Here is a 22454-nt window from a genome sequence, read left to right as displayed (position 1 = left end):
CTACCGATCGCGACTTTGCAACCAGTGCGAAGCGAGCCTGCGGGCCTGGGCATCGGCAGTCAGCACATCTGCCAGGCAACGTGCCGGAACCGAAGCTTCCAGATCGAGAACATGCTCGATAATACTCGCGATTTCAGTGAAGCGAATGCGACCATTGAGGAACGCATCCACGGCTACCTCGTTCGCAGCATTGAGCATCGCTGGCGCCGTTCCGCCATCCTGCGCGGCCTGCCTGGCAATCCGAAGACAAGGAAATCTGTGCTGGTCGGGGGCCTCGAAATCCAGACGACCTACCTGCAACAGGTCCAAAGCCGATACGCCTGAGTCGATTCGTTCCGGCCAGGCCAGTGCATGCGCAATCGGTGTCCGCATGTCGGGATTACCCAGTTGCGCCAAGACCGAGCCGTCGACATAGTCGACCATCGAGTGAATGACGCTCTGCGGGTGAATCACAACTTCTACCTGTTCCGGGCGCGCATCGAACAGCCAGCACGCCTCGATGAGCTCAAGCCCCTTGTTCATCATGCTCGCTGAATCAACGGAGATCTTGCGGCCCATGGACCAGTTGGGGTGGGCACAGGCCTGGTCGGCAGTTACAGAAGACAGCTGATCCAGAGGTAGTTGCCGGAAAGGCCCACCGGAAGCCGTAAGCAGAATTCGCCTGACGCCGACACGACTCAAGCCCTGCGCATAGTTGCCAGGCAAACACTGGAAGATGGCATTGTGCTCGCTATCGATGGGCAGCAGCACCGCCTCGCTGTCACGCAGCGCCTGCATGAACAACGCGCCGGACATTACCAGCGCCTCTTTGTTCGCCAACAGGACCCGCTTGCTGGCCTGGACGGCGGAGAGCGTCGGGCGTAAGCCCGCTGCACCAACGATCGCCGCCATGACCACGTCGACCTCGGGATGCGCTGCAACTTCGCTTAGACCACCCTCACCCACGAGCACGCGCGTTTTGACGCCGTCACTGTCGAGCTGCCCCTGCAACACACGAGCCCGGTCACTATCGGCAACCACCGCATAACGCGGCCGATGCAGTCGGCACAGCTCCCGTAATTCGGCAATGCGACTGAATGCACTGAGCGCAAAGGCTTGGTAGCGCTCCGGATGACGCGCAATCACATCCAGCGTGCTCAGGCCGATGGATCCGGTCGCACCAAGAATTGTTACCTGCAGCGGACCACTCACCATGCACCCCAGCCGGCCAGCCACAGCAGGACCGTGAACACGGGTACCGCAGCGGTCAAGCTGTCGATACGATCCATCACGCCGCCATGCCCTGGAAGCAGCTGACTGCTGTCTTTAATACCCGAGCTGCGCTTGAACATGCTCTCGGTCAAATCGCCAACGACGGAAATGACCACCACCAGAGCTGCACCTAACAGAGCGAGCGCCAGCTCACGCGCAGACCAGGATTGATAAAGCCCAACGAACAATGTGATTAGCAGGCTGGTAACCAAGCCGCCAATCATCCCCTCCCAACTCTTGCCTGGGCTGACCTGAGGAGCGAGCTTGCGACGACCAAAGGTCTTGCCTGCCGCATAGGCACCAATATCAGCCCCCCACACCAGGACCATCACTGCAACGATAAGCCAATTGCCCTGTGGCCACTGCTTGAGCAAAACCAGGCCCTGCCAGGCGGGCAATAAAATCAACAATCCGATGACCAGACTGCCGACAGATCCACCCCAGTGTCGCTGACTTCGAGGATAACTGACGACGAGCGCCGTGGCAGTCAGCCACCAGATCACGCTCAGCGTAAGCAACCAAGACGCCAAGGCCGGAGCCAAATAGAGCCCCGCAAGCAGCAGAGCGACCGCTATCGCATAAAGAACCCTAACCGGCTGAGCCTCAAAGCCCGCCAGACGCGCCCATTCCCATCCCCCAAGCACAACGACTACGCCTATGAACAACGCAAAAGCGAGACCTTCGAGAAGGAAAAAACCAATCAGTGCGATCGGAAGAAGGATGGCTGCCGTGATGATGCGATGCTTCAGCATTCAGCTCGAACCTCTATTTCTACCTGGTCACCGGTCTTACCGAAACGTCGCTGACGCTTGGCGAAATCGGCCAATGCTGTACGCATTGCATCGTGCTTGAAATCGGGCCAGAACAGGTCCGAGAAATACAGTTCAGCATAAGCCAACTGCCATAACAGGAAATTGCTGATGCGTCGCTCACCACCGGTGCGAATACAGAGATCCGGCAGAGGCATGTCGCCAGTTGCCAGATAGCGCTGAAAAAGGGCGGGAGTCACTTCATCCGGATTGAGTCGACCTTCCTGCGCTTCGCGGGCCAACCGCTGTGCGGCCTGGAGAATGTCCCACTGTCCGCCGTAATTGGCGGCGACCTGAAGCACGAAACGGCCGGAGCCCGCGGTCATTTCCTCGGCTTCGAGCATCGCCGTCTGCAGCTCCGGGTGAAAGCGTGAACGATCGCCAATGATCCGCAAACTGATGCCATTTTCGTTGAGCTTGCGCGCTTCTCGGCGTAGAGCGCTCAGGAAAAGCTCCATCAGCGCCCCAACCTCCTCGGCCGGCCGCTGCCAATTCTCACTGGAAAAGGCAAACAGCGTCAGCACCTCAACACCCGCCTCGGCGCAAACCTCTATAACGGCTCGCACCGCATCGACGCCCGCCTTGTGCCCGGCCACGCCCGGCAAGAGACGCCGCTTCGCCCAGCGATTGTTACCATCCATGATGACTGCGACATGACGGGGTACATTCCGTCCGGCAATCTGCCTGACCTTATCCATGAAACGACTCTACCTGCGCTCAATCACGCTGCGAACAATGGGAGAAACCGCCAAAAGGCAATTTCCGGGGATACGACTGGTTAGCCCCTCGCGCCACGAACCTTTCGGCCTCGACGCACCCCGACGTGTGCAGTACGGACGAAGTCCGGTACAGCGACATCAAACAGCCATCAGATCGTTTTCCTTACCTTCAAGCGCCTTGTCGATTTCCGCAACGTACTTGTCGGTCAGCTTTTGAACGTCGTCTTGACCGCGTCGTTCCTCGTCTTCACTGATTTCCTTTTCCTTCACCAGATCCTTGAGCTGGGCGATAGCATCGCGCCGAATGTTGCGCACGGCGACACGAGCGTTTTCAGCCTCTGAGCGTGCCTGCTTGGTGTACCCCTTACGGGTCTCTTCAGTAAGCGCGGGCATCGGTACGCGAATCGTAGTACCGGCAGTCGCAGGGTTCAGGCCCAGATCTGACGTCATGATTGCCTTTTCTACCGCCTGGATCATGCCTCTATCAAAGACAGTAAGGGCCAAAGTGCGCGAGTCTTCTGCCGTGACATTGGCAATCTGGCGCAGAGGTGTATCGCTGCCGTAATACGACACCATAACGCCATCTAGAATGCTCGGATGAGCGCGACCGGTACGAATTTTGGCGAACGCATGCCCCAGCGATTCCAGGGTTTTCTTCATGCGCTCTTGAGCGTCTTGCTTAATCTCGTTGATCATTGGTACTGCTCCTCGATCAGGGTTCCTTCAGCGCCACCAAGCACAATATTGAGCAAGGCACCGGGCTTGTTCATGTTGAACACCCGCAGCGGCATGTTGTGGTCGCGGCATAGGCAAATGGCAGTCAGGTCCATGACGCCCAGCTTGCGGTCAAGCACATCATCATAGGTCAGCTGCTCGAACTTCTCGGCATTCGGATCCTTGAAGGGGTCGGCCGTATAAACGCCGTCAACCTTGGTGGCCTTGAGCACCACATCCGCATGAATCTCGATGGCACGCAGGCAGGCGGCCGAATCAGTGGTAAAGAACGGATTGCCGGTGCCGGCGGAGAAGATCACTACCTCGCCACTCTTCAGGTGACGCATCGCCTTGCGGCGGTCGTAATGGTCAGTGACCCCGACCATTGAAATCGCCGACATGACCAATGCCGGGATGTTCGAGCGCTCCAAGGCGTCACGCATTGCCAAGGAGTTCATGACCGTAGCGAGCATACCCATATGGTCGCCAGTCACACGATCCATGCCTGCGGCGGACAGAGCGGCGCCACGGAAAAGATTACCGCCGCCAATGACCAAACCAACTTCTACGCCTATGCCGACTAACTGCCCAACCTCCAAGGCCATGCGATCAAGCACCTTGGGATCAATGCCAAAGTCCTCCGACCCCATTAGGGCCTCGCCGCTTAGTTTGAGCAGAATGCGTTTATAGCGAGGATTGCGTGCACTCATCTGCTGAGCCATTGGCGTTGTCTCTCCTGCGGCATTGTATGACTAGGCTGGCCTGCAGCCGGGAAAAATGTCTGCGCTATGACAGCGCAGTCTCGCATTGGTGCCAAGCGGTGACTGTCGCATTGGCAAAAAACGTTTCCTTCCTCCAGTCCGACAAAGAGGCCGCACGCGTGAGCGGGCAGCCTCTTAGAGGACAGCAGAGCGTCTTATTGCTTAGTAGCAGCGACCTGAGCGGCAACTTCGGCGGCGAAGTCAACCTCAGCGCGCTCGATGCCTTCGCCTACTTCGTAACGAACGAAGGAAACGATCTCAGCACCAGCCTTCTTCGCCAGCTCGCCAACTTTGACATCGGGATCCTTGACGAAAGCCTGCTCGACCAAACTGGCTTCAGCAAGGAACTTGCTGATGCGACCGGCAACCATCTTCTCGACGATTTCGGCAGGCTTGCCTTTGATCTTGTCTTCATTCAACGCCAGGAAAATTTCTTTTTCCTTGGCAACGGCTTCTTCAGAAACCTGCGACGGATCCAGGAACTGAGGGTTGCTGGCGGCGACGTGCATGGCGATTTCTTTGGCCAGCTCGACACTGCCCCCCTTCAGCGCAACCAGAACACCGATACGGTGACCGTGCAGGTAGGATCCAACCAGATCCGCCTCAACGGTGGTCAAACGACGGATATTGACGTTCTCGCCGCACTTGGCGACCAGCGCCTCGCGATCAGTTTCCTGAGCGGCAATCAGCGGCGCTGCATCAGTCATCTTCTCGGCGAAGGCTTTCTCGACACTGCTATTGACGAAATTCTTGAAGTCGTCCTGCAGTGCCAGGAAGTCGGTCTGCGAGTTGACTTCGATAATCACGGCGCGCGTGTTGTCGTCGGCCACTTTAACAGCGATCGCGCCTTCAGCAGCGATATTGCCGGCCTTCTTGGCTGCCTTGATGGCGCCCGCAGCACGCATATCGTCAATGGCTTTCTCGATGTCGCCACCAGCAGCGGTGAGCGCCTTTTTGCAATCCATCATGCCTTGGCCAGTCCGCTCGCGCAGTTCTTTAACCAGGGCTGCAGTGATCTCTGCCATGTTCGCAAATCCTCTCGATTCGATTTTCGATCATCGCCCATCATTCGGACGATCAATTCGGAAGTGGCAAAAAGGGGGCATAGCCCCCTTTCTGTTCAACGGGTATCAGCTAGGCGACAAGTGCGCTCAGCCTTGAGCAGCCTCGACAGGGGCTTCTTCAACGAACTCGTCAGCACCGCCAGCATTGGTCTGACGACCACGCAGTACTGCGTCTGCCATAGAGCCCAGATAGAGTTGCACGGCGCGGATGGCATCGTCATTACCAGGAATGATGTAATCGACGCCTTCCGGGCTGCTGTTGGTATCAACGATGCCGATAACCGGAATACCCAGCTTATTGGCTTCGGAAATAGCAATACGCTCGTGATCGACGTCAACAACGAACATGGCGTCCGGCAGACCGCCCATGTCCTTGATGCCGCCCAAGCTACGATCCAGCTTCTCAAGATCGCGAGTACGCATCAGCGCCTCTTTCTTGGTCAGCTTCTCGAAGGTGCCGTCCTGAGCCTGTGTTTCCAGCTCACGCAGACGCTTGATCGAGGCGCGAATGGTCTTGTAGTTGGTCAGCATGCCGCCCAACCAGCGATGATCGACATACGGCGAGCCACAACGAGCAGCCTCTTCGCGAACGATCTTGCCAGCGGAACGCTTGGTGCCAACGAACAGAATCTTGTTTTTGCCTGCAGCCAGCTTTTCAACGAAACGCAGCGCGTCGTTGAACATCGGCAGGGTCTTCTCAAGGTTGATGATATGAATCTTGTTACGCGCGCCAAAGATGTACTTATTCATCTTCGGGTTCCAGTAACGGGTCTGGTGGCCGAAGTGCACACCGGCCTTCAGCATATCGCGCATAGTGACTTGAGACATGAGAGTTCCTCAGATAAGTCGGGTTAGGCCTCCACGCGTCCCGATATCCAACTCTTGCGAGCACCCAGGATACCGTGTCGACACGTGTGTGGGGTCAGGCTCGGCAGGTAGTCCCGCAGAGCGGCGCGTTTTATAGCACAAGCCAGCATCGGAGGCTAGCACGGACTGACATTGAACGTAGCTAACAAGGTTGCCTCTGGTTTGCCCGAGCCGCCAGGGCCGCCTGCAGGTAAAGCCTTCTTTGGTTTATCATTTGCCTCTTATATCTATTTGCCTGCGCCTCTTGGCGCCAAGAGGGTTGCATGACTGTTTCCATCAAGACGCCTGAAGACATCGAGAAAATGCGCATTGCCGGCCGCCTGGCCGCCGAGGTGCTCGAAATGATCGGTGATCACGTCAAGCCGGGTGTCACCACCGAAGAACTGGACCGCATCTGCCACGAGCACATCGTCAACGTGCAACAGGCCATACCCGCCCCGCTCAATTACAAGGGTTATCCCAAATCGATTTGCACATCGATCAATCATGTCGTCTGTCATGGCATTCCCAACGACAAGCCTCTCAAAGACGGGGACATCCTCAATATCGATATCACGGTCATCAAGGATGGTTACCACGGCGATACCAGCCGAATGTTTCTTGTCGGCAAAGCGCCAGAGTGGGCCGAGCGGCTGTGTAAGGTGACGCAGGAGTGCCTTTATAAAGGTATCGAGGTAGTCCGCCCCGGAGCGCGCCTAGGGGACATCGGCGAGGTGATCCAGAAGCATGCCGAGAAGAACGGATTCTCCGTCGTCCGCGAGTATTGTGGGCATGGCATCGGCAAGGTTTTCCACGAAGAGCCTCAAGTGCTTCATTACGGCCGCGCCGGGACCGGGCTGGAGCTAAAGGAAGGAATGACCTTCACCATAGAGCCAATGATCAACCAGGGCCGGTCGGAAACTCGCCTGCTTGGTGACGGCTGGACAGCCATTACCAAGGACCGCAAGCTATCCGCCCAATGGGAACACACCCTGGTGGTCACAGCAGATGGCTATGAAATTTTCACCCTGCGCAGCGATGACACCATACCCCGCACATCGCCCTAATTTTGATGCTTTGATGGAGGGCGACGGTATGCCTCAGGTTGATTCCGAATTGTTCGACCGCAGCCAGTTCCAGGCTGAACTGGCACTTAAGGCCAGCCCCATCGCCGCCTTCAAGAAAGTCATACGCAAGGCGCGGGAAGTGCTCGATGCACGGTTCCTCGCCGGCCAGGATATCCGCGGCCTGATCGAAGGCCGCGCCTGGTTCGTCGACCAGATATTGCGAGCCGCCTGGGGCCGCTTCGACTGGAACAACGAGGCGGAAATAGCGCTGGTAGCCGTCGGTGGCTATGGGCGCGGCGAGCTGCACCCCTATTCCGATATCGACCTGCTGATACTGCTCGATAACAATGACCAAGAAATATTCCGCGACGCCATCGAGCGGTTTCTGACCCTGCTATGGGACATTGGCTTGGAAGTTGGCCAAAGCGTTCGCTCGGTACAGGAATGTGCCGAGGAGGCACGTGCGGACCTGACCGTCATCACCAATCTCATGGAAAGCCGTACGATCGCAGGCCCCGAGCGCTTGCGTCAGAACATGCTGAAGGTCACCAGCCCTTCGGAAATGTGGCCGAGCAAAGAGTTCTTCCTCGCCAAACGTAACGAGCAGGCCACGCGCCACTCGAAGTACAACAATACCGAATACAACCTGGAGCCAAACGTCAAAGGCTCGCCTGGTGGGCTGCGCGACATCCAGACGATCCTGTGGATAGCGCGGCGCCAGTTTGGCAGCTTGAATCTTAGCGCCATCCTCGATCAGGGATTTCTGACCGAAGGCGAGTACTCGTTGCTAGTGGCTGGACAAGAATTCATCTGGCGGGTCCGTTACGGATTACACATGCTGGCCGGGCGTGCGGAGGATCGACTGCTATTCGACCACCAGCGCAGCCTCGCCGCCCTCCTCGGCTATGAAGACAGTGACGCCAAGCTGGCGATCGAGCGCTTCATGCAGAAGTACTACCGCGTCGTGATGAGCATTTCAGAACTAAGCGATCTGGTAGGGCAGCACTTTGCCGAAGTTATCCTATGGGAGGGCGACAGCGGCGATGCGGTGCCGCTCAACAGCCGCTTCTTGGTGCGCGATGGCTATCTGGAAGTAACCGATGATTCGGTGTTCAAGCGCAGGCCCTTCGCGATTCTGGAAATCTTCGTACTGCTGGCGCAACACCCTGACATTCAGGGTGTACGAGCGGAGACCATTCGCCTCCTCCGAGACCACCGACATCTCATTGACGACGATTTTCGCAGCGACATCCGCAACACTAGCCTGTTCATCGAGCTGTTCAAATGCAAGGAAGGCATCCACCGCAATCTGAGACGCATGAATCGCTACGGCATTCTTGGACGCTACCTGCCCGAGTTCGGCCATATCGTAGGGCAGATGCAGCATGACCTCTTTCATATCTATACGGTCGACGCCCATACGCTCAATGTCATCAAGTACCTGCGCAAACTGAGCAAACCCGGCGTCGCCGAAAAGTATCCACTGGCCAGTAAACTCGTGGAACGGCTGCCCAAGCCGGAGCTCATCTATATCGCAGGGCTCTATCACGATATCGCCAAGGGCCGTGGCGGCGACCATTCGGAGCTGGGCGCGGTGGATGCGCAGGAGTTCTGCGCGCGCCACAAGCTGCCTGCATGGGACACGCGGCTGGTGGTATGGCTGGTTGAGAACCATCTGGTGATGTCAACGACTGCGCAGCGCAAAGACCTATCTGACCCACAGGTGATCAACGACTTTGCCCAACAGGTGGGTGACGAAACCCACCTTGATTACCTGTATGTGCTGACCGTCGCAGACATCAACGCAACCAACCCGACCCTCTGGAATTCCTGGCGGGCGAGCCTGCTGCGCCAGCTGTATACCGAAACCAAACGCGCGCTCAAGCGCGGTCTGGAGAACCCGCTGGGGCGCGAGGAGCAGATTCGCCAGACCCAGCGCGCCGCACTCGACAACCTCGTGCGCAACGGGACCGATCCGGACGACGCCGAACAGCTATGGTCGCAGCTAGGTGACGACTATTTCATGCGCCACAGCTCGATTGATGTCGCCTGGCACACAGAAGCCATCATCGAGCACCCAAGCGACGGCGGTCCGCTGGTCCTGATCAAGGAAACCACCCAACGTGAATTCGAGGGCGGCACGCAGATCTTCATCTATGCACCCGATCAGCATGACTTCTTCGCCGTTACCGTTGCGGCCATGGACCAGCTGAACCTGAACATCCACGATGCCCGCATTATCACTTCGAGCAGCCAGTTCACGCTGGACACCTATATCGTGCTGGACGCCGACGGTTCTCCCATTGGCAACGACCCCGAGCGCACGGAGGAGATTCGGCAAGGATTGATCAACGCGCTGCGTAATCCGGATGACTACCTGACCATCATTCAGAAACGTGTGCCCCGGCAACTGAAGCATTTCGCATTCCCACCGCAGGTCACCATCCACAACGACATGCAGCGCCCGCAAACGATCATTGAGGTCGTTGCACCGGACCGCCCTGGGCTATTGGCGCGCATTGGCCAGCTGTTTCTGGACTTCGACCTCTCGGTACAGAACGCCAAGATCGCGACGCTGGGCGAGCGTGTCGAGGACGTGTTCTTCGTCACCAATGCCGACAACCAGCCCTTGTCTGACCCGCAGCTATGCACCCGACTGCAGCAGGCGATGATTAAGCAGCTGACGCAGGACAATGAGCATCAGCCCTCGCCCAGCAGCATCGTCATCTGAACGACAACGCCATGCCGCCTCGGCAACGAGGCGGTAATGAACGCTCGTCAGACCCGCTTCAATCCCAGGGTTTGCCGCGGGTTTTGGCTGTATAAGGCAACCTTTGCTGCATGGCTGCCTTCGCCAGGACATGGGCGCTGACCGGCGCGGTCAAAAACAAGAACAGGGTGATCAGCACTTCATGGACGCTGATACCGTGGCCCTGGTTACTAAAGAAGATCATCGAACCGATGACGATCCCACCAACCCCAAGCGTGGTTGCCTTGGTCGGACCGTGCAGCCGTGTGAAGAAATCGGGAAGGCGATACAAACCGATCGCCCCAACCAAGGCGAACGCGCTCCCCACTATTAGAAACACACTCACCAGCAATTCTATCCAGAATGGCATGCAGCCTCCTCAGTCAATGATTTCGCCGTGCAACAGGTGCTTGCCCACCGCCACGGTACTGACGAAGCCCATCACCGCGATGAGCAGAGCCGCCTCGAAGAACAGATCGGACGCGAGCCAGATACCAAACAGGACGATCAACGCCAGCGCATTGATATACAAGGTGTCGAGCGCCAATACGCGATCAGGCATGTCCGGCCCCTGAACGAGCCGCACCACGTTTAGGATCGCTGCGATTCCGATAACCGCCATGCACAAGGGAATTACATACGCGAGCATTCGAAAATCTCCAGCAGCGGCGTTTCGTAACGGCTCTTCACCTCGGCTACCAGCGCCTCCGTGTCGGGGGCATCCAGAGCGTGAATCAGCAACATCTTGTGCCCAGGCCGCAAAGACGCCGATACCGTTCCAGGGGTTAGCGAAATGATGCTGGTCAACACGGCGAGGACGAACGGATGCTCAATGGCCATCGGTATCTCGACGAAGGCAGGCTGCAGTCGATCCCGAGAACTGAGCACCAGCTTGGCCACACTGACGTTGGCCACGACGATGTCGTAAAACACCTTCAGCAGAAACAGACAGAGCTTCAAGGGCCTACGCACTTTCGGTAGGTCAACCAGAAATCCCTGTACCAGCAATGGGATCGCCCAACCTAAAAACAGTCCAAGCACCAGTTGCCCCACGCTCAGTGCGTTATTGAGCAGTAGCCAGAGCAGCGTAAGGAGCAAGGTGAGCGCAGGGTTGGGCAGCAGACGTGATTTCATGCCTCACCTCCGCGGATAATCTGCAGATACGGCTGTAGCTCGAACAACTGGGCTGCGGTCGCCTGCATGTAGGTCTGGATCGGCTGCGCCACTGCAACCAACAACACGCTGCCAAACAGCAGACCAAAGGTTGCCATCACACGCACGCGATCCGCGGGCCTCCCAACACTGACCGCTTCACTAGGCCGCCAGAACACCATGCTGCCGGCTCGGCTCAGTGCGATCACCATCCCCAATCCGCCCACCAGAACCACTGGCCAAAGCAGCAGGGCGTCGACCCCGGGAGGAACGGCCTGCAGTAGCATCACCTTGCCAATGAAACCAGAGAAAGGCGGGAGCCCGGCAATCGAAATCGCGCCAGCGAAAAACAACGCGCCCAACAACAACGGCTGCTTGAGCGCGGGAGCCGATAGCAACTCGGCGGCCATATCGCCGCGCTGGCGGGCGATGAGGTCAGCCAGCAGAAACAGTCCTCCGGACACCAGCGTGCTGTGCACCAGGTAGTACAGCGCAGCGCTGAGGCCCACTTCTGTTCCCAGCGCGATACCGGCGAGCAAGGTGCCCACCGAAACCACCACTAAATAGGACAGCAGTATTTGCAGGTTGCGGGCGGCCAGTGCGCCCAGTACGCCACCAACGAGCGTAAGCATCGAAAGCGGCCACAACCAATCCAGCACCATGTTGCTCAACACACCCGCTTCGCTACCGAAGATCAGCGTGAACACACGCACAATCGCGTAGAGCCCGAGCTTGGTCATGATCGCGAACAGCGCAGCCACCGGCGCGGTCGCCGCGGCATAAGCACGCGGCAGCCAGAAATACAGCGGCAGGATCGCTCCCTTCAGCGCAAATACCACCAGCAACAGGTAGCCCGCGGCAGCGAGAAGCGGAGCGTCAGCTGGATCAGCTGCACCAACCCGTCCTGCCAGATCGGCCATGTTCAAGGTTCCGGTCAGGCCATAGAGCATGCTGACACCAATCAGAAACAGCGATGAGCCCAACAGGTTCAGCACGACATAATGAATGCCCGACTGCACGCGCTTCGCGCCTTGGCCATGAAGCAGCAGCGCGTAAGACGAGATCAGCAAGATCTCGAAGAACACGAAAAGGTTGAATAAATCACCAGTCAGAAAGGCACCGTTGATGCCTGCCAGCTGAAACTGAAACAGCGCATGGAAATTCGGCCCGCGCTCGTCATCGCCACGCACGGCGTACAACACCGAGAATCCCGCCAGTATGGCGGTCACTAGCAGCATCAAGGCACTCAACCGGTCAAGCAGCAACATGATGCCGAACGGTGGCTGCCAGCCGCCAAGACGGTACACGGACAGTTGGCCAGCATCGGCTTGCCATAACAGCCCCAAGGCCAGCGGCACCAACAACCAGGTAGCCGTCACCGATAGCAGGCGTTTAAGCGATGCACTCTGGCGATGAAGCAACAGCAGACTGCAGCCGATCAACAAAGGCAGCAGGATCGGCATGATCAACGCATGATTCATTTGCGCGGCTCCCGACCATCAACATGATCGGTACGCAACTCGCCCAGTCCGCGAAGCGCCAGTACCACAACGAACGCGGTCATGGCGAAACCAATGACGATCGCAGTCAGCACCAAGGCCTGCGGCAACGGATCACCGTACTCGGCGCTGGCTCCGATAATTGCCGGAACACCGGTGGAGAGACGCCCCATTGCGAAAATGAACAGATTCACTGCATAGGAAATCAACGTCAGCCCCATGACCACAGGAAATATCCGTGCGCGGAGCAACAGATAAACGCCACTGGTCATCATCACGCCCAACGTGACCGCGAACACGATTTCCATCAAAGCACCTCCTTGCACGACTCGTCCTGACTGACATGACCCATGTTGGAAAGAATCAGCAGGGTTGCTCCTACCACGGCCAGATAGACACCAAGATCGAACAGCATCGCGGTGGCCAACTCGAAGTCGCCAATCAATGGCAGGTGAAAATGGCCGAAAGCTGAGGTCAGGAAAGGCCGACCGAACAGCCAACTACCGAGGCCGGTCAGACCCGCGATGAGCACACCGAGCCCCGCCACGCCGTGATAGCTGAACGGCTGTCGCTGCTGCGCCCAGACCACACCATGCGAGATGTACTGGAGGATCAGAGCAACCGCAGTGATGAGGCCAGCGATGAAGCCGCCCCCTGGTAAATTGTGGCCACGCAAGAAGATGAAAACCGACACCAACAGCGCCATCGGCAACAGCACACGGGACAGCGTGTCCAGCACCATTGGATGCCTATCGGTTGACCACAGCCTACCGCCGTAGTCGCGGATCGGGTGTGGCAGGCGCAGTCCATGGAGCAGTCCGTAGATCCCAACCGCAGCGATTGCCAGCACGGCAATCTCACCCAGAGTATCGAAACCCCGAAAATCGACCAGAATCACGTTGACCACATTGGTGCCACCGCCCCCGGACACACTGTTCTCGAGAAAGAACGAGGCGATGCTGTCATACGGCCGACTCAGTACCGCGTAGGCCAACAAGGCGACCATGGTGCCAAAGGACGACGCAATAATCAGGTCACGGAAACTGCGCAGGCTGCTCGACTCGACTGGCGTTCGGTCAGGCATGAAAAACAACGCGAGGATCAGCAGAATGATGGTCACCACCTCGACGGAAATCTGCGTCAGTGCCAGATCAGGTGCGGAATAGCGAGCGAACACCAGCGCTACCATCAACCCAACAACGCTGAGTACCATCAGCGCCATGAGGCGTCTGCGGTGGAAGACCACTGTCATTACCGATGCCAGCCCGAGAAGCAGCATGCCACCGACGGTGATACCGTCCAGAGGCGTCAGCGGCACAGAGCCCCGCAGCGTTTGCAGCGGGGTCAATGCGTAGATCACAACAAGCAAAGAGCTGACCAGCATCAGCGCCAGATAGCGTTGCAACGACCCGTTCTCCATACGCTCGGTTACCCAGCGCGCCGTGGCAGCAATCCCGCTAACCACCCGAGCGAACACCTGCAGCGAATCGACACGTGGCAGCCCCTCATACCAGCGAAACGCCCATTTACGCATCGAATAGATCAGCAGGCCTCCGCCCAGCGCAACGAAACTCATCGCCAAGGGCAGATTGAAGCCGTGCCAGATCGCTAGGCTGTATTCAGGCACGTCACCGCCCAAGCTGCCGGCTACGGCTGCAGCCAGCAGGGGTGCGACCGTGTAGGCAGGCAAGGTGCCCACCAGCAGACACAGCAAAACCAGGATTTCGACCGGAATCTTCATGTACCGCGCCGGCTCGTGTGGCGGGTATTTAGGTAAGTCGATCGGTTCGCCATTGAAAAACACGTCGTGCACGAAGCGCAGCGAGTAAGCGACCGAAAAGGCACTCGCCAGCGTCGCCAGGGCCGGGATCGTCCAGTAGAAGCTGCCCAACAGATGCTGATCGAGGGTCTCGGCAAAGAACATTTCCTTGCTGAGGAAGCCGTTGAGCAGCGGCACCCCAGCCATTGCCAACGACGCCACCATTGCCAGCGCCGCCGTGTGCGGCATGTACTTCAGCATGCCATTGATGCGCCGCATGTCGCGCGTTCCGGTCTCGTGATCAATGATCCCCGCAGCCATGAACAGCGAAGCCTTGAAGGTGGCGTGATTGATGATATGGAAGATCGCTGCCACTGGCCCGAGGCGCGAGTCGAGGCCGAACAGCAGGGTAATCAAACCGAGATGGCTAATGGTCGAATAGGCCAGCAACCCCTTCAGGTCATGCTGGAACAGCGCCATTACTGCGCCGATCAGCAAGGTCGCCAAGCCTGTCAGGCTGACCAGATAGAACCACCATTCCGAGTCCGACAGTGCTGGATACAGCCGCGCCAGCAGGAACACACCGGCCTTGACCATCGTTGCGGAGTGCAGGAAAGCCGATACCGGGGTGGGCGCCGCCATCGCCTGTGGCAACCAGAAGTGAAACGGAAACTGCGCCGACTTGGTAAACACGCCAAGCAGAACCAGAATCAGGGTCAACGGGTAAAAAGCACTGGCGCGGATCAGATCACCCGACGCTAGAACGGTGCTTAGCTCGTAACTGCCGACGATATGCCCGATCAGCAAGATACCCGCCAGCAGAGCCAGCCCGCCGCCACCTGTCACCGCGAGCGCCATCCGGGCACCTTGGCGAGCATCGGAACGGTGATTCCAGAAGCCTATCAACAGGAACGACGAAAGGCTGGTCAACTCCCAAAACATCAGCATCAGAAGAAGGTTTTCGGCCAGCACTACACCGAGCATGGCGCCCATGAACAGCAGAAAGAAGCTGAAAAAGCGTCCCATCGGCTCGCTTTTCGACAGGTAATAGCGCGCATACAGGATAACGAGCAGGCCGATTCCCAGGATCAGCAGCGCGAAGAGAAACCCTAAACCGTCTAGCCTCAAGCTGAGATTCAGCCCCAGATCGGGAAGCCAGGTTAATGTCTGCACTTCCGTCTCACCGCCAAATACATCAGCACGCTTGGACAACAGCAATGCCAACGCCAGCAACGGGGCCAGGCCGGCACCGAACGCACAGGCTGATCGGCCGAACCGTTCAAACAGCAACGGCAGGCAGATTCCGAGGAATGGCAAAGCGATGATCAGCGCAAGCGCCATGAGTAAAACCCCTTGAGCCGTGCATGCGCATGGCAGTTATATCCCTTGGTCGACCCATTCTCGCCCCGAAGGGGCATGCCGGTGAGCGCCGATTATCCATACCGATCGCAGCAACGTCATGGATTCAAGTATTTCGAAAAACAAAAGGCGCAGCCTGAACACCGTACCTTCCGGCCTTCAGCCTGCGCCCTGTCTCCTAGGCAATACGGAAACAACCCACGCGCTCCCGCTCATCGAGTCTCACTGGCGTCGCAACAACCTGTTGATAGGCCTTGCCGCGCCGCGAACCCAGCGCAATCAGGGTGCGATGCGGCTAGTGCCATTAACCGTCATGATGCGTACACGCTGACCGACGCGAAAAACCTGGTTAGGCTCGACTTCCTGCACATAGGCGCGCATGTTGCCGTCATCCTCACGTACCGTGATTTCAACGCCTTGAGCACGGGTGATACCCTCTTCCGCTGCCGAACCGAGCATACCGCCCGCCAGCGCACCGATTACTGCCGCAACGGCACTGCCCCGGCCTCCTCCCACTCCGCTGCCGGCAATCCCACCGATGACTGCGCCTGCACCGGTACCGATCGGGGTTTTGGTGCCTTCGAGCTTGACCGGGCGCAATGACTCGATCGTGCCATAACGTACCGCCTGGACAGTTCGCGCCTCGTCGCGGGAATAGCTATCCCCGGTAAGGTTGGAAGTACAACCGCCGACGGCAAGCGCCACGGCCGTGAACGAAGCAACAAAAATGGAGTTGCGCATTGGTACTCTCCTGGGAAACGAGATTGGTCCCGACCGCATGGTCAGTCGTATGCGGCGATGAAGCACTTGGCAACCGCCTCGATCTGACTCAGCATTCATTCAACTAGGACCGTACTTTACCCGAGGCGATCCCGCCCCGCATGTAGAGCGCTCGCTCAAGCTGTTGCCAGAGACTACCCATGGACTACTTCATCATCACGATCGTCACGCTGGCCGGGCTGGTTTTCCATGCCTGGCTGTTCATCCGCTTCAGGCGTTGGGCGGACCGGGACCTGGCGTTGTCGTTGGCGGGAGACGATCCGCAGAAGCGAGCGTGGCTGTTGCAACGCCTTTCAGCGGCGAAAGATGCGCGGGTCAAACGCAAGGACTTGCAAGCCTGGCTGGAAAGCGAGCTGGCCCGCTACAACGAGACCTGACAAAAAGAGGCCGGAGCCGGCCTCTCATCAAAACCGTGTCAGCGAGTCAGGGCGCCAGACGTTCCCGCTGCCAGTTGCTGGCGAGGCGTCGATAATTCAGCCGGTCATGCAGGCGGCTGGAACGCCCCTGCCAGAACTCCATCCGTTCCGGCAGCAAACGGTAGCCGCCCCAATGAGGGGGGCAATGCGGGGCCTTGTCCAGAAAGCGCTGCTCTGTCTCGGCAAGGAGCCTTTCCAGTTCGGCGCGATCGCGGATCACATGGCTCTGCGGTGAAGCCCAAGCACCGAGGCGGCTGCCCAGCGGTCGCACCTGATAATAGGCGTCCGACTCGGCAGCACTGACTTTCTCCACCCGCCCCTCAATACGAACCTGACGCTCCAGGCTTGGCCAGAAGAAGGTCATCGCAGCGAAGGGGCATGCTTCCAGCTGCTCGGCCTTTGCGCTGTCGTAGTTGCTGAAAAAGGTGAAGCCGCGCTCGTCCAGCGCTTTGAGCAGGAGCACTCGGCAATGCGGGCGACCCTCGGCGTCTACCGTAGCCAAGGTCATAGCATTTGGCTCCACGGGAAGCTGCTCGGTCTCCACCGCCTCCTGGAACCACTGACGAAATAGCCCGAAGGGCTCTTCCGGCGCGTTCGCTTCACTGAGTCCGTCACGCGTGTAATCGCGGCGCATATCGGCCAAGGATTGGGTCATCACTGTGTTTCCTGGAAAACAGTTGAAGCCAAAGCTTACCGGCTCTGTGCTTCGCCCCGCTTGATTCAACGCAAAAGTGGGCCGAACACCTGGACTGTCAGGCGACGCCCCTTATTTGGTTTTGTTGACTTCTGCCGCAGCAACCTGAGTCGGTTTGCCTGGCGCGTCGCTGTACTTGGCAATCAGCGCGAGTAAGGTAGGCTGCGGAGCCAAGACCATCTCGACACGCCGGTTCAAAGCGCGTCCTTCTTCCTTCTCATTGGAGGCCCGGGGCATATCCGAACCGAGCCCGCGAATACGCAGCCGGTCGTGCTTCAAACCACTGAGCCGAAAAATCGCGGCAACGGCACCCGCACGCTGACGGCTGATGTCACGGTTGACCTCGATTGGCCCGGTGCTGTCAGCATGGCCAAGCACGACCACAGCAGTCTTCGCGTCGCCTTCCACCAGTTTCGCCACTCGACTGAGGGGACCAAGCGTCACCGGCAACAGCATGCCTGGGCGGTCGGGATTGAAGGAGCCATCGACTGGGGCCGTAACCACCAACACGCCTTCGCGGCGCTCAAGTTCGAAGTGACTGTCTTTCAACGCATCGCGAAGCCGCGGCTCGTATCCATCCAACCAGGCCGCATCAATCACGGGACTCGGCGCAGCAACCACCTCGACCGGCTTTTCATCATTGGAGCTGCAGCCGGCGATGACCATACAGAGTATCAGGGAGGCGCTTTTCAGCAGGTTCATGAGCCAATTTCCGTGAAAGTGAGTTGCGAAAACAAACCGCGCGCGTTCAGCACGCAGCTTAAGCAAGGATTTGTCTCAAATTGTGGACGCAGGTCCTTGTTCTGCAAAGTCTCGTCCGACCAACCAGACGAGTGGTTCAACCTACGCATGCCTTAACTACACGAGCGAGCGTCTGCGCTCTAGGGTCCATCAGAACATAAGGACCTAGCGTATTGGTGACATAGCCAAAGGCTACATCACGTTGGGGATCGGCAAAACCGATACAACCGCCAGCGCCAGGGTGACCAAAAGCCCCGGGCCCCATGCCGAACGTAGCGTTCTCAACGTCCGGCTGGTCCAGCCAGCAGCCCAGCGCAAAACGAGTACGGGTGAGCAGCGTGCGATCCTCTCCAACGCAGTGCTCGCGGGTCATCTCGTCCAACAGCTGGTAATCGAGCAGCTCCCCTCGCAACAGGCCATCATAGAAGCCCGCCAATGACCGTGCATTGCCATGTCCGTTGGCGGCCGGCTGAGCCATTCGACGCCACTCTGGCTTGTTTGCACTGTTCATAATCGACGGAGGGTTGGTAAAGGCTCGAGCGGTGAGTGATTGTGGGTCACTCATCAAGGCTTTGATTACTCGTTGGGCTGCCGCATCGCCAAGATTGTTTTTCTGACGGGTCAGATAGCCGACCCGGTCGAACTCGCTATCGGCCAGGCCGATATGAAAATCCAGGTCTAGAGGACGAGCAGTGCGCGCGACTATGGCTTCGCCCGGCTCACGACCGTCGCCGCGGCGGATCAATTCGCCAACCAGCCAACCATAGGTAATCGCGGCATACCCGTGCCCGTCACCAGGCGTCCACCAGGGCGTTTCGGCCACGAGTGCTGCAGTCATCGCTTCCCAGTCGTACAACGCCTCGGGCGGCAATGGCTGGCGAATAGCCGGCAGCCCAGCCTGATGGCTGAGCAGCTGCCGTAGGGTAATGTCCTGTTTGCCATTGGCGGCGAATTCCGGCCAAACACGGGCGACCGGCTCATCCAACTGCAGCTTGCCCTCCCCTACTAGCTGTAACGCAGCCACCGCAGCGAATGTCTTGGTGCAGGAAAACAGATTGACCAGGGTGTCGCTCTGCCAGGCCTGCTCACCAGCATTGTCCGCAACACCGGCCCAGAGGTCGACAACCGTTTCGCCACCGACCTTCACGCAGACTGCCGCGCCACGCTGCTGGGTCTGCTCGAACAGCTGGCTGAACGCGTCTCTGACCGCCTCGAAACGGAGGTCGAAATATCCCTGGATCTGCACGCTTGCGCCCTCTAGGTTGGTATGACTGGCGAGCAGTGTTTCAGCCACATTGCCTCAAAGGAACAGCCCCGTCGAGAATGATTGTCCTATCAGCCTTTTGAATGACGCCTCATGATGGCCGCCGAGGCGGTTAGCCAATCTCTCGCCGGAACGGCGGCAGCGCGTTAAGAATGGCTTTCCCGTAGCGCTGCGTGACGACCCGTCGATCAAGCAGCGTAATAGTGCCGCGGTCCTCTTCGGTACGCAGCAACCTGCCGCAGGCCTGAACCAGGCGCAACGAGGCATCTGGCACGGCGATTTCCATAAATGGATTGCCGCCTCGTGCCTCGATCCACTCGGCCAGCGCCGCCTCAACCGGGTCATCAGGTACCGCGAAGGGGATCTTGGCGATGACAACATGCTCGCAATAAGCCCCAGGGAGATCGACACCTTCCGCGAAACTGGCGAGCCCGAACAGCACGCTCTTCTCCCCATCATCCACGCGCGCCTTGTGCTTGTTGAGTGTCTCCTGCTTGGACAGATTGCCCTGAATGAGCACCCGTCTACGCCAGTCACGCTCCAGCCCGTCGAATACGTCTTGCATCTGTTTGCGTGAGGAGAAAAGCACCAGCGTGCCGCGCGAATCCTCCACCAGCTCCGGCAGATCCCGCACGATGGCTGCTGTATGCGCAGCTGCATCACGCGGGTCAGCTTTAAGATCGGGCACCCTCAGCACGCCGGCGTCTGCATGATGAAACGGGCTCGGCACCACCGCGGTGACGGCACAGCGTGGCAGCCCGGCACGCATGCGATAGCGATCGAAACTGTTCAATGCGGTGAGCGTCGCCGAGGTCACCAATGCGCCGTAGCAGACGTTCCACAGATTGCGGCGCAACGTTTCAGCCGCGAGGATCGGGCTGGCGTTGACCTCGATATCGAACAGCGCGCCGCCTTCGGCCAGCGTCAGCCAGCGCGCCATCGGCGGACTGTCCTCCGGATCGTCGACGGTGAAGGCCGTCCATAGCTCCCAGTTGCCCTGTGCGCGAGTTAGCAGACTGCCGAATAGCGGGTACCACTCTTCGGCCTGATGGCTGGCGATGCCAACACCCGCCTCGCCATCCATCGCCTCCTTGAGCAATTCAGTAAGACGTGTGAACAGATCGTTGAGCTTGGCGAAACCCTTTTTCAGCTCGATACCCAGCTCGATCAGATGCTCCGGAACCACGCCGCCGACAAAACGGTGTCGTGGCCTCTCACGCCCCTCCATATCCTCGCCGGGTCGAAAGTCAGCCAGCTGTTCACAGGCACTGAACATGAACTGCTGCTGGCTGCGCAAATCCCGGGCGATCTCCGGCACGGCTTCGATCAGCCGGCCGAGATCGCCCGGCAACGGATGCTGGGCGAGCAGCTTGGTCAGGTTTTTTTCGACCTGAGCAAGCCACTCGGCAGTGGAACGCAGGCGGGTAAAGTGAGCGAAATGCCCGATCGCCTTGTCTGGCAGGTGATGGCCTTCATCAAAGACATAGAGCGTGTCGCGCGGGTCGGGCAACACCGCCCCGCCGCCCAACGCCAGGTCGGCAAGCACCATGTCGTGATTGGTGACAATGACGTCGACCTTGGTCATGCCTTCGCGCGCTTTGTAGAACGCGCATTGCTGGAAGTTGGGACAGTGGCGTCCGGTGCACTGGCTGTGATCGGTCGTCAGGCGCGCCCAGTCGGGGTCGGCCAGCTCTTCCGGCCAGCTGTCGCGATCACCATCCCAACGATTACCCGCGAGCTTCTCGATCATGCTGCCGAACAGCTTCTCGCTGCGCTCATCGACATCAATGCGAAAGCCTTCTTCTTCGAACAACTGAGCGGTAGCGCTCTGTGCCTGGCCTTCCTGCAGCAGCGCGTCTAGCTTGGACAGGCAAAGATAACGACCGCGCCCCTTGGCCAAAGCAAAGGAAAAGTTCAAGCCGCTGTTGCGCATCAGGTCCGGCAAATCTTTGTGCACGATCTGTTCTTGCAAGGCGACCGTAGCCGTCGCGATCACCAGACGCTTGCCTGCCGCTTTGGCCGTAGGAATCGCAGCCAGGCTGTAAGCGACCGTCTTTCCGGTGCCGGTCCCGGCCTCGACCGCAACGATTGCCGGCTCCCCATCTCGCCGCCCTTCGTCGTCGGCTTTGATTGCGCCCAGGACTTTCGCCACCTCGGCAATCATCAGACGCTGACCATAGCGGGGCTTGAGACCTTTGGCGTCGAGGAACTGAGTATAGGCGCCCTGGATCTGGGACTTGAGTTCGGTGCTGAGCATGGGCGCGGAGGCTGTATATATTTTCAGTACTTCGGAAGGGTCGCTATGATAACGCGCGTTTCCTCAACCGCCACCGGAGAATTCCCATGACAGCATTCGCTGCGCCCTATTCACTTCACGTACTGGCTGCACTGATATGGGTCGGGGGCATGTTTTTCGCCTGGATGGTGCTTCGTCCTGCTGCTGTTTCCGAGTTGCAGGCGCCGGAACGGCTGAAGCTGTGGGCCGAAGTATTCCGCCGCTTCTTTCAGTGGGTGTGGGTTTCGGTACTGGTTCTGCCGATCAGTGGTATCGGCATGTGGCACATGCGCTTTGACGGGCTAGAGGCTGCCCCCCGCTACGTCCACATCATGACTGGAGTGTTCTTGGTGATGCTTGCGCTGTTTCTGCGCATACAACTGCTGCAGCTGCCTGAACTCAAGCGCGCTATCGCCGAGCAGAACTGGCCGGAAGGTGGCGCTGCACTGGGCAGAATCCGCAAGCTGGTCGGTATCAACCTACTGTTGGGCCTGGCTGTGGTGGCGCTGGCAAGCGCACGGCCGCTGTTCTAACA

General features: G+C 58.6%; 22 protein-coding genes. 4 read left to right on the top strand and 18 right to left on the bottom strand.

Annotated features, from left to right (window positions below; translation table 11 throughout):
* From C1896_06740 to rpsB, 7 genes are all read right to left on the bottom strand, one after another.
* Nucleotides 1–1194 carry a 1-deoxy-D-xylulose-5-phosphate reductoisomerase gene (locus C1896_06740; protein AZZ44643.1) on the bottom strand — a complete coding sequence of 398 codons (1194 nt, stop codon included), beginning with the start codon at nucleotides 1192–1194 and terminating at the stop codon, nucleotides 1–3.
* On the bottom strand, nucleotides 1188–2003 hold the full coding sequence (locus C1896_06735; protein AZZ44642.1) for a phosphatidate cytidylyltransferase: 816 nt from the start codon (nucleotides 2001–2003) through the stop codon (nucleotides 1188–1190). Before C1896_06735 ends, C1896_06740 begins: the two co-directional genes overlap by 7 nt.
* Nucleotides 1997–2758, bottom strand: coding sequence for a di-trans,poly-cis-decaprenylcistransferase (gene uppS, locus C1896_06730; protein ID AZZ44641.1), 762 nt, complete (start codon nucleotides 2756–2758; stop codon nucleotides 1997–1999). The genes C1896_06735 and uppS overlap by 7 nt, the downstream gene beginning before the upstream one ends.
* A gap of 159 nt (nucleotides 2759–2917) precedes the next feature.
* The gene (locus tag C1896_06725; protein AZZ44640.1) at nucleotides 2918–3475 is read right to left on the bottom strand and encodes a ribosome recycling factor; all 558 of its coding nucleotides are present in this window, start codon (nucleotides 3473–3475) and stop codon (nucleotides 2918–2920) included.
* Nucleotides 3472–4215, bottom strand: a complete 744-nt coding sequence (locus C1896_06720) for a UMP kinase (GenBank protein AZZ44639.1) — start codon at nucleotides 4213–4215, stop codon at nucleotides 3472–3474. Before C1896_06720 ends, C1896_06725 begins: the two co-directional genes overlap by 4 nt.
* Before the next feature lie 194 nt (nucleotides 4216–4409).
* Nucleotides 4410–5279, bottom strand: coding sequence for an elongation factor Ts (locus tag C1896_06715; GenBank protein ID AZZ44638.1), 870 nt, complete (start codon nucleotides 5277–5279; stop codon nucleotides 4410–4412).
* Nucleotides 5280–5405: 126 nt separating this feature from the next.
* A complete protein-coding gene (rpsB, locus tag C1896_06710; protein ID AZZ44637.1) occupies nucleotides 5406–6146 on the bottom strand; it encodes a 30S ribosomal protein S2 in 741 nt (246 codons plus the stop codon).
* Between the two features lie 302 nt (nucleotides 6147–6448).
* Here rpsB and C1896_06705 point away from each other — a divergent pair, with 302 nt between their 5' ends.
* Together C1896_06705 and C1896_06700 are read left to right on the top strand one after the other, a co-directional pair.
* Complete coding sequence (locus C1896_06705) at nucleotides 6449–7231, top strand: type I methionyl aminopeptidase (protein ID AZZ44636.1); 783 nt, start codon at nucleotides 6449–6451, stop codon at nucleotides 7229–7231.
* A gap of 28 nt (nucleotides 7232–7259) precedes the next feature.
* On the top strand, nucleotides 7260–9962 hold the full coding sequence (locus C1896_06700; protein AZZ44635.1) for a [protein-PII] uridylyltransferase: 2703 nt from the start codon (nucleotides 7260–7262) through the stop codon (nucleotides 9960–9962).
* Nucleotides 9963–10020: 58 nt separating this feature from the next.
* On the opposite strand, the gene C1896_06695 is transcribed toward C1896_06700, so the two are convergent.
* The 7 genes from C1896_06695 to C1896_06665 form a co-directional block, all read right to left on the bottom strand.
* On the bottom strand, nucleotides 10021–10350 hold the full coding sequence (locus tag C1896_06695) for a Na+/H+ antiporter subunit G (GenBank protein AZZ44634.1): 330 nt from the start codon (nucleotides 10348–10350) through the stop codon (nucleotides 10021–10023).
* A gap of 9 nt (nucleotides 10351–10359) precedes the next feature.
* Entirely contained in the window at nucleotides 10360–10629 is a 270-nt protein-coding gene (locus C1896_06690; GenBank protein ID AZZ44633.1) for a K+/H+ antiporter subunit F, read from the bottom strand.
* Nucleotides 10614–11114 carry a Na+/H+ antiporter subunit E gene (locus tag C1896_06685; GenBank protein AZZ44632.1) on the bottom strand — a complete coding sequence of 167 codons (501 nt, stop codon included), beginning with the start codon at nucleotides 11112–11114 and terminating at the stop codon, nucleotides 10614–10616. Before C1896_06685 ends, C1896_06690 begins: the two co-directional genes overlap by 16 nt.
* A complete protein-coding gene (locus C1896_06680; protein ID AZZ44631.1) occupies nucleotides 11111–12613 on the bottom strand; it encodes a monovalent cation/H+ antiporter subunit D in 1503 nt (500 codons plus the stop codon). The genes C1896_06685 and C1896_06680 overlap by 4 nt, the downstream gene beginning before the upstream one ends.
* On the bottom strand, nucleotides 12610–12939 hold the full coding sequence (locus C1896_06675; protein ID AZZ44630.1) for a Na+/H+ antiporter subunit C: 330 nt from the start codon (nucleotides 12937–12939) through the stop codon (nucleotides 12610–12612). Before C1896_06675 ends, C1896_06680 begins: the two co-directional genes overlap by 4 nt.
* The gene (locus tag C1896_06670) at nucleotides 12939–15731 is read right to left on the bottom strand and encodes a monovalent cation/H+ antiporter subunit A (protein ID AZZ44629.1); all 2793 of its coding nucleotides are present in this window, start codon (nucleotides 15729–15731) and stop codon (nucleotides 12939–12941) included. The genes C1896_06675 and C1896_06670 overlap by 1 nt, the downstream gene beginning before the upstream one ends.
* 297 nt (nucleotides 15732–16028) lie before the next feature.
* Complete coding sequence (locus C1896_06665; protein AZZ44628.1) at nucleotides 16029–16490, bottom strand: hypothetical protein; 462 nt, start codon at nucleotides 16488–16490, stop codon at nucleotides 16029–16031.
* A gap of 179 nt (nucleotides 16491–16669) precedes the next feature.
* Here C1896_06665 and C1896_06660 point away from each other — a divergent pair, with 179 nt between their 5' ends.
* A complete protein-coding gene (locus C1896_06660; GenBank protein AZZ44627.1) occupies nucleotides 16670–16906 on the top strand; it encodes a hypothetical protein in 237 nt (78 codons plus the stop codon).
* Between the two features lie 46 nt (nucleotides 16907–16952).
* Here the strand turns inward: C1896_06660 and pdxH are convergent, their stop codons facing one another.
* The 4 genes from pdxH to C1896_06640 form a co-directional block, all read right to left on the bottom strand.
* A complete protein-coding gene (pdxH, locus tag C1896_06655; GenBank protein AZZ44626.1) occupies nucleotides 16953–17600 on the bottom strand; it encodes a pyridoxamine 5'-phosphate oxidase in 648 nt (215 codons plus the stop codon).
* A 111-nt stretch (nucleotides 17601–17711) separates the two neighbouring features.
* Nucleotides 17712–18341 carry a hypothetical protein gene (locus tag C1896_06650; GenBank protein ID AZZ44625.1) on the bottom strand — a complete coding sequence of 210 codons (630 nt, stop codon included), beginning with the start codon at nucleotides 18339–18341 and terminating at the stop codon, nucleotides 17712–17714.
* Between the two features lie 136 nt (nucleotides 18342–18477).
* A complete protein-coding gene (locus C1896_06645; protein AZZ47554.1) occupies nucleotides 18478–19626 on the bottom strand; it encodes an EstA family serine hydrolase in 1149 nt (382 codons plus the stop codon).
* 130 nt (nucleotides 19627–19756) lie between these two features.
* Nucleotides 19757–21901, bottom strand: coding sequence for an ATP-dependent DNA helicase DinG (locus tag C1896_06640; GenBank protein ID AZZ44624.1), 2145 nt, complete (start codon nucleotides 21899–21901; stop codon nucleotides 19757–19759).
* Between the two features lie 86 nt (nucleotides 21902–21987).
* On the opposite strand from C1896_06640, the gene C1896_06635 reads away from it, so the two are divergent.
* The gene (locus C1896_06635; GenBank protein AZZ44623.1) at nucleotides 21988–22452 is read left to right on the top strand and encodes a hypothetical protein; all 465 of its coding nucleotides are present in this window, start codon (nucleotides 21988–21990) and stop codon (nucleotides 22450–22452) included.
* The last annotated feature ends 2 nt before the right edge of the window (nucleotides 22453–22454 follow it).

The sequence above is a fragment of the Pseudomonadaceae bacterium SI-3 genome (assembly GCA_004010935.1).
Lineage (GTDB): Bacteria > Pseudomonadota > Gammaproteobacteria > Pseudomonadales > Pseudomonadaceae > Stutzerimonas.
Note: the sequence above shows the minus strand (reverse complement) of the source record. Positions and strands in the feature narration are given on the sequence as shown.